We start from the raw sequence: 15,237 nt of genomic DNA on the forward strand, positions 1-15,237 counted from the left end.
GGTCATGCCCCCTGGCCGCCGGAGAGCGCCTGGCGGATTTTGCCCTCGTAGTCAGCTGGGTCCAGCTGCCTCAGGTTCCCCGCCTTCCCCAGAAGCTCCTTTTCGGCGGTGCCTTCGTAGTATGCGCGCGGCTTGAACGTCACCTCGAGGTCAGTGAAGTTGACCTTCCCCGCGCCGCGCGAGCCGTAGCCGCCGAGATAGTCGTCTTCCAGCAACTCCATCGCCTTAAACACGTACTTGAGCCAGGCGATGTCCTGTTCACTCCCCGTGCCGTCGAGGTCGTACAGCGAGTACACCAGTTCCAAGGGCGAGAACACAGCGCCGGCTGGTACGCGTTCATTCTGCCGAGGGACCGCGGCCGCGGTGACGCGATCGATTGCCGCTTCCCATTTTACCTCGGTGAAAGGTAATTCTGTCTTTGCTTCGCGCAAGGCCCTGTTGGGATCCTCGGCGCCCGGCCCTTCTGGCTTAGCCAGCATCACGTCCCGTACCAGCAGGCGGGCCGGCTTAATGGTAGTCCACTCCCGCCGCTCCTTATCTCCGGGGGTAAGCCCGAAGATCTGGCACGCTGCACACTCGGCGTACTCTTTCGGGCTCACGCACTGGTGGACGCGCACTACCGGCTCGCGCCTCTGAATGAAAGTATTGGCCTCTTTGCCGAGATGGCGTTCCAGGAGGCTGCGCATCTTGCCGCGGAGGGACGAACCGGGGATGTAAGGCTCCCGCGTGACCGGGTGTCTGATAATGGGGTTATCGATGCCGCCTATATCGAGACCCGCGGCGGCCCCACCTATGTGGAGCCCCGTAATCAGAGTCAGCTTTCCGGTGATAATCACCTTGCCACGAAGAATGATTGTCTGGGCTGTCTGTTCCATTGTCTTCTCCTCCCCAGCTCCGTTACTTGCCACCTTCGGCGAGGTGGTAGGCCAAGATTGCCTCGAACAGGTCTACGAATCGGCTGAATCTTGCTGCGTCCTCCCCGACCGCGTCTACGCCCCAGGAAAGCACAGCGGCAAGCTGGTGTGCCCCATCAGCCTTTCCTCGCTCACCTTTTGCCGCCCTGGCGGCCGCGTAGGCCAGTTTGGGCTTGAGCAGAGCCAGCTCGTGCGCGACGAACCCGGCTATCTCCATGCGCTTGACCAACCCGTAGGCGTTGCGAATCTGGGAGGTCGTCAGGCCGTTTTTCTTCACCATGCTCCCGACTTTTTGTGCCAGCTCTACTAGCACCTTCCCGCCCTGGCCGATCGCCCTCGCCACGGCATCAGCCGTCACCTGTTTTTCCTGAAGCTCCTGCTCCCAGTCTTTTTGTCTCTCAGACTGCGACCAGCGTTTTTCATTCATGGCCTATTCCTCCCTTGTGAGTAACTCCGTCCACCGTGCCAGCACAGCGAGGAGCGGAATGAGGCTGTCCTGTTGCCGGATGATGGCCTGCTGCAACTCGGTCAGCTCCTCCTTGTGCTCCTCCTGTCTTGCCCGAAAACGTCCCAGGTGGTAAACCAACTGCCACATCCATTTGGCGTACATCACCTCCTCATTGAGCTGTTCCTCGCTTATCTCCCCCGCTCGTTGTCGGGCTCGCTGAAGTCGCGCGTTCGCCTCGTACAGGTGGGCGATCTCGGCCAGGCGCGTGACCAGGGCTCGCGGCACTGCCTTTTTGCCGTCTCCGCGCAGCATTTGCACCACGGTGTCCTTCCACTCCGCGGCGCGGGTCAGCTCTTCCCACCCCATGGCCTTGCCCATGAAGCCTATGGCGTCCTTTTTCACCGCGCGGCCGTTGAGCTTCCTGGAGTATCTCTTGGCGAGCCCATCCAGCGCCTCTTTGGCTGCCTCGGCCAGCTGGTAGAGCGGGAACTTTTGGTGTTCCACCGCGATGCCCGCCGAGAGCGTGATATGGTCTCCTCCGACCAGCCGGCGAAAGTCATCCCGCACTTGGGCAGCTACCTCCGGCAGTACGCTCCATGCTCCCACGGCGAAGAGGTCGTCGCCCCCTGCGTAGATGAGGTAGACCGCATCGTGGGCCTTCTCGCCGTTGCTCCCGGAGGCCACTGGGTTATAGCTTCGGAACAGCGTGGGTACCCATCCCTCAAAGAAGAGTCGTAGAGTTTCACTCAGGGTGCACAGGCGCGACAGGCTGGCGTGTTCGGCTAACCCGCTGCGAAACACGGAGCCCAGGTCATCCACGTCCATGCGCAAGACGCCCAGCCACTTGACGCCCTCCGAGGCCTGAGCCAGGTCGGCGAATTCGGCCACCTTGAGGGAGCCTTGCGCATCGCGGACCGCGGGCGTGGCATCAGCAAGCAGGCGAAAGTCGTAGGCCATCGGCAGGTCCCCGAAGAGCCTCTCAGCGTCGGTCTTACTCTGTAAGAACTCCGTGGAGTCGAAGCGGTAGAACACCCCACTCGTAGCCGCTCCCTGGGGAGGGACTAACTCGCCCGCGGCAGCCACCACCTGGGGGCAGCGTCCGAACGCTGCGAGCACTTCGTCCCAGGTTGGGCGATCGGGGAGTTCGCGCTCAGGCATCGAAAGAAGGAGCATCGCCGAGGGCTGGCGCAGTTTCCGGCCCAGTTCCTCGAACGACTCACAGCGCCGGCACTTGCGCACACCATTGACGAGCATGTCAACACTGGGTTCCCACTGCCCATGGCAGACCTGGCAGACCTCCTCCTCGGTGGTGCCGAGCTGACGGGGCCGGAAAAGCACCTCGCTCATCCACGTCGTCCCAGGTTGGCCCCACTTGCGCTGCTTCGCTGCATTGACGCGCTCGGAAACTTCGCTCCATTTTTCCGAAAAGGCATGGCCTCCCTGCTCTGCCTCAAGAAAGTCGCACAAGGCGACGGGGACATAATCCATAAGCAGGCAGAGATCGCCCTGGTGGGCACGCCAGAGCTTCTCGGTGACCTCCTTGTCCAGTTGCGGAAAGAGTTCCTGGGTTTGCCTGAACGGGAGCAACAGATAAAAGTGGCCCCCACCGGCGAAGAGAAGGTTGGTGAGGGGTAGGCCGAGCCTCTCCAACACCCAGCCGGCCACCGTCTCTGTGAGGAGCTGGAGGTAGAATGAGCGGCCGCGGAGCCCGCGCGAGGCACCGCTGCTGCTCATCAGGTAAAGAAAATCCTGCGTGCCGGATATGTCGCCTTTGAGCAGCGCACACACCTCAAGCTGCAGGTCCTCCTGGCCGGGCGATGCGGCCCGGAGGGCCTTAAGCAGCACATCGTAACTATCCGGGCCCAACTCCCGGTAGAGGCAGGCAGCGATAGCAGCAGTGCTTTTCAGGTGGTCATAGAGAGAGACATCGGGCACCGTCCGCGTTTCGCCTTTTCCCCAAGGTGTGGCAGAAGGCATACGGGAGGTGTATTTGCGGAGGAGGGCAAGGATCGTGGTCAAGTCATGTGGGTGGTAACCCCGCTCTCCGGCTAGGGTGCGAAACTCAGCTACAAAGTGCTCCCACAGCACCGCATAGTCCGGTGGGCCTACCTGTACATCCTTACGCGGGAAAAAGGTCAGTTCGTCCGCCCAATTCAACGGGCCCAGAGCGAAACGGAGCTCGGTGGTCCCTTCTGGTGCAAGTGGCGGACGGCTGAACATGGAGACCATCGGGGCCCAAGAGGGCGCCTCCTGGTGTCTCTCCTCTTCTTCCCGTTCGCTGGCGGAAAGGCAGTCGGCAAGCATCACAAGCTTCTCTATGTCGCGCTGCGGGCTACCGGTGTGATGGTGGGCGACGGCGTGGGCAAGGTAGTCGCCGCAGGGCGCGAAGTAGCCGGCGAACATCTCCTCAACGAAACGCCGCCCGAACTCGGCATGGCTCGCCCCCCGGCCCTGGTCCGAGGCCCTCTGGGCAAACTTGCCGATGTCGTGCAGCAATGCGGCGAGCCATAAGGTGTGCTCTTCTGTCACCATGGCGGATACCCCTTCTGTTTGACCTCTTGCGAGAAACGATGGCGTGCCAACTGAGAATGGACAAAACACATAGCGCGCAGAACGATTAGGCGTGGGGGCATGACAAGCACAGTGCCTCCAGCCCGGCCCTCGATGCGGTTAAGTTCGCTGTGCAGGGAGCTCGAAAGGAAGTTAGGCAACGTCTTTTCCCCGGGGTACTTCTGCCTCTTCGCATCCATCTACGGAAGGCGTGCATTGCCTTTCGTGCCATATGATACAGAAACCAGGAAAAAAAGTCAAGAAAATTATCTGCTATGTGCGGTGTTAGTCTGCTGAACGGATGTGCGCGCGACCGGACGTTACCCATGCCTGCGGTCGGACATCATTTTTGAGGCTTTGCTTTCTCGCTCTTCCCCAGAGTGTTCCATGTACCCGAGATTCCTGGACCAGTCCGAGGTCAAGCCTTTATTACCAGCCTCAGGCGAGTTCAGTTTCGGCGTGTTCTTGTAACTCGAGCAACGTGCTCACCCAGAGCTTCGTCCACGCTTGCGCGCAGACCCGGCGCACCCACAGCGCATGCTTAAGCCTGTGGTAGGCTATCCCCGGATATTTTCCTTGCACTCGGGTGTTCTCACTCAGGAGGGCGGGTGACCAGCTTGGGCTACTTTGCCTTCCTCGAGCTTCCCTCTTCACACGCTGACAGAGCACCTGCCGGGGTCTCAACCGCAGATGCGCCCTCTACCTTCTGTGAAGAAAAAAGCTCGTCTCCTCAACGGTCGGCCACCACTTGGGCCCCATGAAGTAGACGATCCCCCTCACGCCGGCATCTAGCGCTCCCTCCACCTGCCGCAACACCGCCCTGGCCTGAGATGCCCGGCTGCGCTCCTGTGAGAAGGCAAAACCAGAGGTTGGCATGAACCACACCTCATGGCCAAACTGCTGGTACTCCTTCAGTCGGGAGGGAAGGGCCGCCACACGTTCGTCGGATAACTCATAGTCCCAGTGCACGATGACCGTCGCCGGATCGATCTCTTTCGCGATCTGCGCGAAATGCCTGTTGAATACCCACGGGATGGTAAACGTCATGATGCGGGCCTCTGGCAGCCGTCGACGGATCCTTGCTTCCAGTACAGTGCGCTGGAAATAAAGATTCGTGGCCATGAAGAATTCCTTGGCCGCTTCTTCGCTGGCTGCACACAGGCTTCCTCCGTAGATGCGCCGATAACTCTCTTGGCAGGCTTCGCAGAAGCATGGCTGCAAGAACTCCGGAGGGTGCAAAATCACACCTGAGAACCCGTGGTATCGATCCAGGCACTCGTCGATAACCTGCGTGCAGTAGTGGCGCGCGCCCTCCTTGTGGTGACACATGATGCCAGATTCAACCCGGGGATTCCCGCTTCGGTCGCAGATGGCCAGCCCTGGGTGACGTGCCGTGTACGCCTTGGCGTGCCCCGTGGTGGAAAAGACGGCCACAAGGTAAAGGTCCCTTTCCACACACTGGTCGAGCACCTCATGGAAAAACTCAGACCTGACGTTAGGGTGCTGCTCTTCTACGCATGCGGGGAATCGGCTACTGGGGTAGGGCAGATGGTGGCCGAGGAGGTAGATAAACAATGTGTTGGCGCCCAGCTCTACCAAGCGGTCAATCCTCTCCATCCAGGCTGACAGGTCCCAGGTGCTGGTCCACTCCGGTCCAAGAGGGGGCTGCCCCTCAAAGTCCCCAAGCCCGAGGAAGAGGTAGTAGCCGTAGCGCTCTATGGTTGCCATGGTCGTTGTTTTCTTGCCTGTGGCGCTTTTTCTCAACCAATGCGAGCTTGGTCGCCTCCTCTTCGCTTTCCAAGGGCCCTATCCCCGACCTCTTTTCTGCTACGGCCCGGGCGCAGGGCAATCAACGTGGTCGCCTCGCGCTGGCTCGCCGCGGAAGAAGTCCTTGAGCACCGAAGTCCGGGGAGACGAAGAGGAGAAGCCTACACAAACTTGAGGAATCGGCCCCCCATTCCGTCAAAATTCATTCACCAGCCCCACGTGGAGCTTGGCCTCAAGGAGGCTGTCCCCCTTGCCCAGGCCCAAGTCCACGCCCACGATCCCCAAGCCAGTCTCGATGCGCACCCCACAGCCATAGCCGATGCGGTACCCCTCGCTCACATAATCCGGCTGATCCTCCCGCCAGTAGTAGCCCCCATCCAGAAACACAAACGCCCGCGAGCGCCTCCCCAGCAGGTAGCGGTACTCCAGATTCGCCCAGGCCACCTTGCTTCCCCGGAACTCGTATTCGCGGTAGCCGCGCAGGGTACGGGCGCCGCCAAAGCGGAACTGATCCTCCAGCGGAATACGCTCCTGGGTGCTGGTCACCTGTCGTCCGTGAAGGCCGAGGGCTATCACCTGGTAGCGCATGAGCTGCAGGTAGAATTCGGCATCCATCACCACGCGCCGATTGTCGAGGCGTGGCTTGAGGCCGTACTGCGCCAGGTACGCATCTGAGGCGTGCTGGCGCTTGCGGTCCAGGTACACCGCCGTCTGGTAGCGCACGCCGGACCTGGGGTTCAGCTGGTCGTCGCGCGTGTCATAGTCCAGGCCCGCCGCTAGCGACAGTGCGCGGCTGCGGGGCATGCCCATGAGGGCAGTGGCCAAAGAGTCCGGCAGGACTTCGCTCCGCCCCACCTGCACCCGGGCGCTGAGCCATTCGGCCACGGGCAGTGAAAACTCCAGGGCAAGGCCCCGGCGCACGTAGGTCGTATCCTGGACCAGCTGTTCGAAACTCCCTTCTAGGCTGAGCGGTGTTCCTAAAAGCCACGGTTCACGATAGGTAAGGTGGAGATCCTGGGTCTTTTGGTCGCGCTTTTGCCACCGCGCCTGCAATGCCCGTGCGGTGCCGAACATGTTCCCCAATGAGAGGTCTAAGAGGCCGGTGAGATACCCTTTTTGTGTCCCTGTGGCGGGATTGTACCCCAGCACTCCATCGATCGCGCTGGCCTTGCGCTCGCGCACGGTCAGAAGCACTCCGCCACGTCCCTCTTCGGTTATGAACGGCATGGGTGGCTCAGTGCTCTCGATGAATCCCAGCCGCCTGAGGCGAACAGGCACGCGGTCCATTTGCCGCTGGCTGTAGAGCTGCCCTAGCCGGAGCCCTGCGGCGCGCGTCACCACCTGATGCTTTGTGGTCACCGCACCGCGCACACGGACCTCCTCCACGCGCACCTCCGGTCCCGGGTAGACGCTCAGGTGCACATCCAAAAGCTGCGACTCTTCGCCAGGGCGCACACTCAGACTGTCCAGGAGGATACGGGCGAAAGGACGCCCCTGGTTCTCCAGTTCGCCCAAGGCTTCCTGGATGTCGCGACGCAGCGCCTCTTCCGAGAACGGGCGGCCAGGACGGGTATCGAACCGGGCCAGCAGGCGCTGGCGCCACTCATCGGTGATTCCCGCAAGCACGATATCGCCTGTGCGGACAAGTGGGCCTTCCTGTACCCAGAGCTCCACCTGTACGCCGCTGCCGTCGGTCGTGTAGCGCGCGGTCAGCGAGTCCACCCGCGCCCAGGGATAGCCCTCGCGGCGGTAGTGCTCCAGGACCGCACGGGCCCGCTGGTGCGCCACCTGCTCATTCCAGAGAGAGCCCGGGCTCAAGCCCAGCCATTCCGTCACCAGTTCATTGGAGACACGTTGGCTGCCAATAACGCGGATCGACACGACTTTTGCCGATCCAGACTGGAAGGCTGTTGAGCCAGTCGCTCGGGTCGTATCGCCTGTCCCCCATGTGCCAATAGCCCGACCGAGTGCACTCTGTCCGGCCCAGGTCGGACATGGCAATGGTGCGAGCCATACACGCGCGACAACCAAGAGAATCGCAGTTGTGGAATACCTTGCCATCCTGTGCTCAGAAGAAAGCGCGCACTTCGGCTTTAGCCACATGCAGAGCCTCGGGCCTCTGGGGTTCACTCCGCCCGGAGTAACTGAGCGAGGCGCGCACGTTTTCGCTCACCCGATAGTCCACCGCCAGGTTCCAGCGCAGCGTGGCCCCGGGCTGATTGCCTTCTGCCACCTCATAAGGGATGACCCTTCCGGCCGGCTCCACGCCTACCTGCACCCACTCCACATCTGCCCGCATCTGCCCCTTGCCTGGCAGAGAATAGACCGCGCCTGGCTGCAGGGATACGAACAGGGCCTTTGTCGGTGGCGAGAAGGCCACGTCTTCTTGCGCAGCACCCTTAGCTTTGAGAGCCAGCTCCAGGGCCGGCTTGGGGCGATAGGAGACAGCGACTGTGGCGCCGCGCGAGCGCACGTCGCGGTTTTGCCTGCCGGCAAAGCGGAAAGTACGGGTGTTCCGTTCCTGAGCCGCGTCCACCTGCAGCCCAAGGCGCGGGCCAAGCTGCGAGGTTACCCTGGTGGACCACTCTTCCAGCCTCTGGTCCTGCCCCCCCTCAAGGTACTGGTTGTTCTTTTCTTTTCGCCCTTGGTAGCGGAGGCGGAGGGAGAAGAGGCGGCTCTGCTGGAGTACAAACAGGTCCTGGCGCAGCGTGATCAGGCCCGCAACCGTGGTCCCGTCGCGCTGGAAACGCCGCAGATTAAGACGGTAGATCTGCCACGGGTCGGACTCCCGACTCTTTTCCTCGATGCGCACCAGGGTCTCGCTTGCCAAGGCAGAAAGCGCGCGTTCTTTCCACGTCGACTGCATGGGTCCTGGAGCCAGCAGGAGGCGCGGTTCAAGGCGAATCTTGGCGCTGGTCCGCAGCTCCACCACAGGCACAAACTGCTCGGTGGTGAAGGTGCGCAGCACATAGTCGCCCAAGGGATCGGGCACATACTCGTTTAGCTGCGGGTCAAAGCGATAGGTACCATCGCCAGGGCTGACTTTGATGTAGACGCGCTCCTTCTTGGCCACGGCCGTGTTGGCCACCTGATAGTGCCATTCGCTGCTCAGCGCCCTGCGCCAGGGGGAGAACGTCGCCTTCACTTCGGCCAGGTCAGTCTTCTGGTCATTGAGCTGGGGATCGGCGTACGAGCGTTCGCGGTGCGTGAACTCGGCGCTTGCCGAAAGGCTTCGCCAGCGCTGCAAGGCCCATTGGTAGGTCTGCGTGACCGCCACCGATTTGGGGACAAACGCTCCGGCACGCACATCGCGGTCATCGCGGTAGGAAAACTTGACGCCACCGGTCATCTTGCCCATGCCCACCACTTCCACCCCAGCCTGGTACACATCGAAGCGGAAGCCAGAGTTCAGCGTGTCGGCTACCTCTTCCCTGCGAATTTCGTTCTCATAGCCCACAATCGGGTGTAGCTTCCACCACTGGTAGTCCACGGTGCCACGCTGTCGCAGCCAGGTCCCCGAGCGGTTCCAAGAGGATTGGTCGCGTTCGATGTACTCCACGCGGTAAACGGTCCGGGGCAGACGCGCCCTCGCCAGCGCCGATTGAAATCCAAAGCGGCGTGCGGAAAAAGACGAGCCCTTGCGGATGTTCCCGTATTCCCCACGCAGCTCCAGGCCGCTGAATGGCAGGTACTGCCCCTGAAGCTCCTGGACCACCTCTTCGCGCCCGAGGGAATCGGGGAGGTCCCAGCGCCGTTCATACTCTACCGCGGTCGTCCGGTCGATATCGGCAAAGCGCCCATCCACGCGGCGGACTTTGGCCACCAGCTGTCCGCTCCCTAGCGTTGCGCCGAACAGGCGGAGTTTTTCCGGCTTGAGCTGGAGGCTGAAGCTGGAGGCCAGACCGCGGTTGTCATCGTCATCAACAGGAGAATAGCTGTTGCGGTCCAGGCGGCTAATGGCTCCTTCGGCGCTGAGACGCACCGCAGGGTGCGGGGCAAGGCTCACATCCGCGCCGAAAAGATCGTGGCTGCGGGCCGTTGGCAGGAGCACAACCGGGGCATAGCGCCCCGCCCCTGGGCCCACATAGCGATAGACCCCAGCCCCTGCGTACGCATAGTCGCCTTTGCCCTCACCCACGTCAGAAAAGGAGACGTTGTAAGCCCCGGAGTCTGCCCCAACGTAACGGAAGACCCCCGAGGAATCGCGCAGGTAGCGCCCTTTGCCTGGGCCCACATAGGTAGCGCCATCTTCGAACGCCTTGTCCGGGTCATCGCCAGCTGCTCGGAGCACGGCCAGCCGCTGCTCGGTGAGGGTAAAGTCGAGGGGATTGTCTTTGTCATCCGCCTCGCGGAGGTAGCTGAACCCTACTTGCACCTTGTCTGCCCATGGCTGGGCGGTCGAGCGAAACGCATAGATGTTGCGCCGAAAGCGCTCGTCAGAGTACTGAAAGTCCACGGTAATGCGCGAGTCGCCAGTGATCAAGCGCCGCCGGGTGAACGTGATCTGGGCGCTGCTGTAGTCGATCACATAGTCATTGTTCTCGCCCCGCACCATCAGTTCGCCGTCCACCCACACCTTCTCGGTGCCTGCCAGCACGATGATGTCGATCTGGCCACGATCTCCTTTGAGCTGATAAGGCCCCTGATACCCTTCCTGGCCCAAGAAGTACTGGGTGCGGAACTGCCCGCGGGAGACGGCGCCTGAGGCAGTGGCGCTGACCGGACCGCGACGTACGGTGGCCATGGCGCCCTGCAACTTGCGCGCGTAATGCGCAAACTCTGGTCCGGCAAGCTCCAAGTAGTAATCGCCCATGGTCACGTGCACATCGCGGCCCTTGAGCTCCACAAAGACCTTGTCAATCTCCTGGAGGGTCTGCGTGTTGCCCTCGGGCTGGATGGGGGTGTTTTGGTCGGTGAGCGAGGCGACCACCTCCAGATTTTCGCTGACCTTGCCGGAGACCTGCATGCGCAGCCCAGAGTCCACCTTCAGCCCGCGATTTGAGCCAATGGTGATGCCACGCACGATGCTGCCGCTCTTCTGGAGTTCAGCGCCAAAGGTTTCCGGCGTCGGAGGGGGGTGCTGGAGCGGAGGAGGAGCCGCCGAGTCTGCGGGCAAGCGAATCAGGGGCCGCCGCTGGTAGGTGCGCGGCAGCTCGTAGGGGAAACGCCTGTAGACCAGGCGGATTTCTGCGCCTTGATGGGGAAGGGTGCGGAGATAAAGCACACCAGGGCCATAGTCGAGCTGATAGTCGAACGCGCGCTGCAGAGGTTGTCCGTCCAACCAGACCGAGTCGCTTCCCGCCACGATGAGGCTGTCTGGCAAGGGGAACGAAAGCCGTGTGCCATCTGCCACCAGAAGCACATCTTTTTCGAACAGGGTGGTGCTCTGGGCTAGGCCCAACTGCACCATGGCGAGAAGAAGCGCCATCCCTAGGAGCCCGCGTGCCCACCGCCCGCCTGCGGGTAATGCAGCAGCTCGTGAGGGGCGCGTGTTATTGCCCGAGGACTTCAAAGACCTGCACCCTACAGTTCCCCCCGTCCAGCACGTAGACCCATCCCGCCCTCACCGTCACGTCGGAGGGACGCCTGAAGGCCCCCAACTTTTCCCCACTGCTGCCCCACTGCCCTAAAAGCCGCCCTTCCGTGGAGAATGCCACGATCCGATCGTTGCCGCTGTCGGCTACCCACACGTTTCCCCGCACGTCGACGGCCACCCCAACCGGTTCCCGGAGCACACCGGCCCCGATCTCGCGGACAAAGTTCCCGTAGTAGTCGTAGACTAACACTCGACCGGCGCCTGCGTCGGCGGCATAGACCAGGTCTTTGCCGCTGACTGCCACCTGCGCCGGGCGCTCCAGACGCCCCTGCGCCCAGCGAAAGTCGCCGAAGCTCAGCTCCGGCGTACCGAAAGAGTTGACCTTCAGCAGCCGCCGATTCTCGCCGTCAACGATGAACAACTCACCGTGCGTGGAGATGGCCACGCTCAGGGGAAAACCGAAGCGGAGCCCCTCCGGGCTGGCGTCGTCAGAGTAGAAGGAAGAAATGTAGTTCAGGTGGGCGTCGTAGCGTTCGATGCGCTCGTTATTATAGTCGGCCACAAACACGTCCAGGCCAGTGGAGGCGCAGACGTCCAGCGGGCGATCGAACTGCTCCCGCCCCCAGCCAAAGCCTCCTACCTGCCTGAGAAAGCGTCCGTACCGATCGAATTTCTGGACCCGGTTGTTGCCGGTATCGGCGATGTAGACATTGCCCTCCGGGTCGATGGCAATGCCGCTGGGGTTACGGAATTGGCCGGCCTGGTCGCCTTCGCTGCCAAACGCAAAGAGCAGCCGCAGGTCAAGCACAGAGGGAGACTGCCCATCCACCTCGCCCACTACCGCACTGAGGGCCAGCACGCAGACAATCAGAGACCGCATACCGAGCTCACCCCTCCACATGCGTCACCGCTGCCTCTGCACTTCTTCGTAGCAAAGATACGCCATTGCCGGAACAATGTCAATAGGTTTTTGCCCGCTGTGGGCAAGACGGGCAACCATTTCTCTTGATTTTCAACACGAGAATGCATAAAATTGTGGCGAAGCAGCCAGAACAACTCCTATGAGGACTCTGGTATTCGGGCCGGAGGAAGGCAATGAAACGAGTACGCAGGCTCGGCGTGTTCGTTTCCCTGGTTTGTATCTGCTGCGCCCTTTCGGGAGGCGCTCACGGAAGTGCGGCAGACAAAAAGGAAGTGCAACTGCTGAGCGTGCAGCGCATTTGGGACACAGCACCCCACAATGCCTTCACCGACCTCATCCGCTTCCGTAGTAGGTGGTACCTCGTCTGTCGCGAGGGCGAGGACCACATCTCCTTCGACGGAATCCTACGCGTTTTGAGCTCAAAGGACGGGCGGCACTGGAATTCCATGGCCGTTTTGGAGGTACCAGGCGCAGACCTGCGAGACGGCAAGCTCTCAGTCACCCCTGAAGGAATTCTCATGCTCATTGCCGGTGCCCGTCGCCAAACCGAGCCCCACACGTTTGAAACCATGGTCTGGTTTTCCGACAACGGCGGACGGTGGCGCGGTCCAACCAAGGTGGCCGATCCAGACTACTGGCTCTGGCGCGTCACTTGGCACAAGGGCCTCTGCTACGGCATCGGTTATTCCTGTGGGGCCCGTCACAACATACGGCTCTACACCAGTCGAGACGGGCGTGAGTTTAGCACCCTCGTGTCCACGCTGTACGACCGCGACTATGCAAACGAAACATCCATTGTCTTTGTCGAGAACGACACTGCGGTGTGTTTGTTGCGCCGGGACCCTGAGCAAGGGCTTTTGGGCATCTCTGCACCGCCCTACACCGACTGGCGCTGGGTGCCACTTGGTGCGCGGATCGGCGGTCCGCACATGCTGCGCCTTCCGGACGGACGACTGCTGGCAGCTGTGCGCCTCTACGATGAGCGCCAGCGCACCGCACTCTGTTGGGTGGATCGCCGCCAGGGGAGGCTCACCGAGTGCCTCACTCTCCCCTCAGGGGGCGATACGAGCTACCCAGGTCTGGTCTGGTACAAGGACACACTGTGGGTGAGTTACTACTCCTCCCATGAAGGAAAGGCGGCCGTGTACCTGGCACAAGTGAAGGTGCCACTTGTGCAGAAGAGGCCCACTTGAAGAGCGGAGGCATAACCGCTCTCATGTGGCCTGTCCACAGCCGAGCACTAAGGACAGCTGCCCAACGAAGCAGGAGGAGCCCATGACGAACCACGAGATTGCGCGCATCCTGCTGCACATCGCCGACATTCTGGACATCCAGGGTGAGAATCCCTTCAAAGTGCGGGCCTATGTGCGGGCAGCCCAGACTCTGGAGGGTCTTACCTACGAGGTGAGTACCCTTGCTGACCCAGGACAGCTGCGCGAGTTACCGGGCATTGGCGAGGCAATCGCCAAGAAGATTACCGAGCTGCTCACCACCGGCAGCCTGCGCTACTACGAGGAACTTAAGCAGTCGCCCTATGCCAAGCTCACGGACCTTCTCCGCGTCCCTGGCATGGGGCCAAAACACGTCCGCCTGGTCTACGACCAATTGGGGGTGAGCACCATTGAGCAACTCAAGCAGGCTGCCGAGCAGGGGAGGCTCCGCGCACTGCCTGGCTTGGGGGAAAAGTCCGAGCAAAAAATCCTTGAAGGGATCGACCAGGTCCTCCGCTTCCAGGAGCGGATGCCGCTGGGCTTGGTGCTTCCGCAGGCAAAGGCCATCGTGGAGCGCCTGCTGGAGGTGAAAGAGGTACAACAGGCCTCGCTGGCCGGCTCACTGCGGCGCATGAAGGAGACGGTTGCCGACGTGGACATCCTCGTGGCGTCCACAGAGCCGGAACCGGTGATGGAGGCGTTCACCCATCTGCCCGAAGTCGACAGGGTGCTCAGCAAGGGAAGCACCAAATCGAGCGTGGTCACCAGAGACGGCTTCCAGGTGGACGTGCGCGTGGTGCCGCCCGAAAGCTTTGGCGCCGCGCAACACTACTTCACCGGTTCCAAGGCGCACAATATCCACATCCGCTCGCTGGGCGTGGACCGCGGCCTGAAGATCAACGAGTACGGGGTATTCAGGGGCGAAGAGCTGGTCGGCGGCGCAACCGAGGAGGAGGTTTTTGCCGCCGTGGGGCTGCCGTGGATTCCTCCCGAGTTGCGGGAAGATCAGGGAGAGATCGAGGCCGCTGCCGAGGGACGTCTGCCGCGCCTAGTTTCGCAGGAAGACTTGCGCGGCGACCTCCATGTGCACTCTGACTGGACAGACGGGGCCGACACCATCGAAGCCATGGCTGCAGCCGCCCAGGGCAAAGGCTACGCCTACCTCGCCATCTGCGACCACTCGCCCACCGTGGGCATTACCAATGGCCTGACCCCGGAGCGGCTCCTGGCGCAGATGGCCGAAATCGACGCTCTCAACCAACGCCTGGCCGCCGAAGGTAACCCCTTTCGCCTGCTAAAAGGCATCGAGGTCGACATCCGCCCGGACGGCACACTGGACCTGCCCGAGGACCTTTTGGCCCGCCTGGACATCGTCGTGGCGGCCGTGCACACCCGCTTCACCCTCAGCGTCGAGGAGATGACCCGACGCATCGTCCGCGCCATCGAAAATCCCGTGGTGGATGTGCTCGCGCACCCCACCGGCCGCCTCATCGGGCGCAGGGAGGCCTACCAGGTGGACATCGACCGCCTCATCGACGCCTGCCGCGCCAACGGCAAGGCCTTAGAGCTCAACGCTTACCCCGAACGACTGGACCTCTCTGACCTCCACTGCAGGAAGGCCAAGGACAAGGGCGTGAAGGTGGCCATCTCCACGGATGCGCATCGCCAGGGGAACTTGGAATGGATGGCCTACGGCCTTGCCACTGCCCGCCGCGGCTGGCTGGAGCCACAGGATGTGCTGAACTGCATGGCACTGGGGGAGCTGATGGGGTGGTTGAAGAGGTAGCGGAGAAGCGTTCGCGCCCTCCCGCAGATGGGTAGGAGGGAGCGCCTCGCTTCTGGCAAACCATACAACCGCTGATCTTCGGCGATCAACTCGTTTCGGTCCT

At 61.9% G+C, this 15,237-nt stretch carries 9 protein-coding genes; 2 read left to right on the forward strand and 7 right to left on the reverse strand.

The features are described from left to right. Nucleotides 1–2: 2 nt before the first annotated feature. The 7 genes from csm3 to ONB25_00285 all read right to left on the reverse strand — a co-directional run bounded on the left by csm3 (nt 3) and on the right by ONB25_00285 (nt 12,095). On the reverse strand, nt 3–875 hold the full coding sequence (gene csm3 / locus ONB25_00255) for a type III-A CRISPR-associated RAMP protein Csm3 (protein ID MDZ7391320.1): 873 nt from the start codon (nt 873–875) through the stop codon (nt 3–5). 22 nt (nt 876–897) lie between these two features. Then, on the reverse strand, nt 898–1,341 hold the full coding sequence (gene csm2 / locus ONB25_00260; GenBank protein ID MDZ7391321.1) for a type III-A CRISPR-associated protein Csm2: 444 nt from the start codon (nt 1,339–1,341) through the stop codon (nt 898–900). A 3-nt stretch (nt 1,342–1,344) separates the two neighbouring features. Beyond that, nucleotides 1,345–3,894: a type III-A CRISPR-associated protein Cas10/Csm1 gene (gene cas10, locus ONB25_00265; protein MDZ7391322.1), complete on the reverse strand. Its 2,550-nt coding sequence runs from the start codon at nt 3,892–3,894 to the stop codon at nt 1,345–1,347. Nucleotides 3,895–4,611: 717 nt separating this feature from the next. Beyond that, on the reverse strand, nt 4,612–5,640 hold the full coding sequence (locus ONB25_00270; GenBank protein MDZ7391323.1) for a hypothetical protein: 1,029 nt from the start codon (nt 5,638–5,640) through the stop codon (nt 4,612–4,614). A 234-nt stretch (nt 5,641–5,874) separates the two neighbouring features. Further along, nucleotides 5,875–7,560 (reverse strand): BamA/TamA family outer membrane protein, encoded by a 1,686-nt coding sequence (locus tag ONB25_00275; GenBank protein MDZ7391324.1) that lies wholly within the window; start codon nt 7,558–7,560, stop codon nt 5,875–5,877. A 187-nt stretch (nt 7,561–7,747) separates the two neighbouring features. Further along, nucleotides 7,748–11,107 (reverse strand): hypothetical protein, encoded by a 3,360-nt coding sequence (locus ONB25_00280; protein ID MDZ7391325.1) that lies wholly within the window; start codon nt 11,105–11,107, stop codon nt 7,748–7,750. A 64-nt stretch (nt 11,108–11,171) separates the two neighbouring features. Next, on the reverse strand, nt 11,172–12,095 hold the full coding sequence (locus tag ONB25_00285) for an NHL repeat-containing protein (GenBank protein MDZ7391326.1): 924 nt from the start codon (nt 12,093–12,095) through the stop codon (nt 11,172–11,174). A 215-nt stretch (nt 12,096–12,310) separates the two neighbouring features. On the opposite strand from ONB25_00285, the gene ONB25_00290 reads away from it, so the two are divergent. Both ONB25_00290 and polX read left to right on the forward strand, forming a co-directional pair. After that, entirely contained in the window at nt 12,311–13,330 is a 1,020-nt protein-coding gene (locus ONB25_00290) for an exo-alpha-sialidase (protein ID MDZ7391327.1), read from the forward strand. 82 nt (nt 13,331–13,412) lie between these two features. Further along, the gene (gene polX, locus ONB25_00295; GenBank protein MDZ7391328.1) at nt 13,413–15,134 is read left to right on the forward strand and encodes a DNA polymerase/3'-5' exonuclease PolX; all 1,722 of its coding nucleotides are present in this window, start codon (nt 13,413–13,415) and stop codon (nt 15,132–15,134) included. Nucleotides 15,135–15,237: the final 103 nt, after the last annotated feature.

Source organism: candidate division KSB1 bacterium (assembly GCA_034506335.1).
GTDB lineage: Bacteria > Zhuqueibacterota > Zhuqueibacteria > JANLFK01 > Oleimicrobiaceae > Oleimicrobium.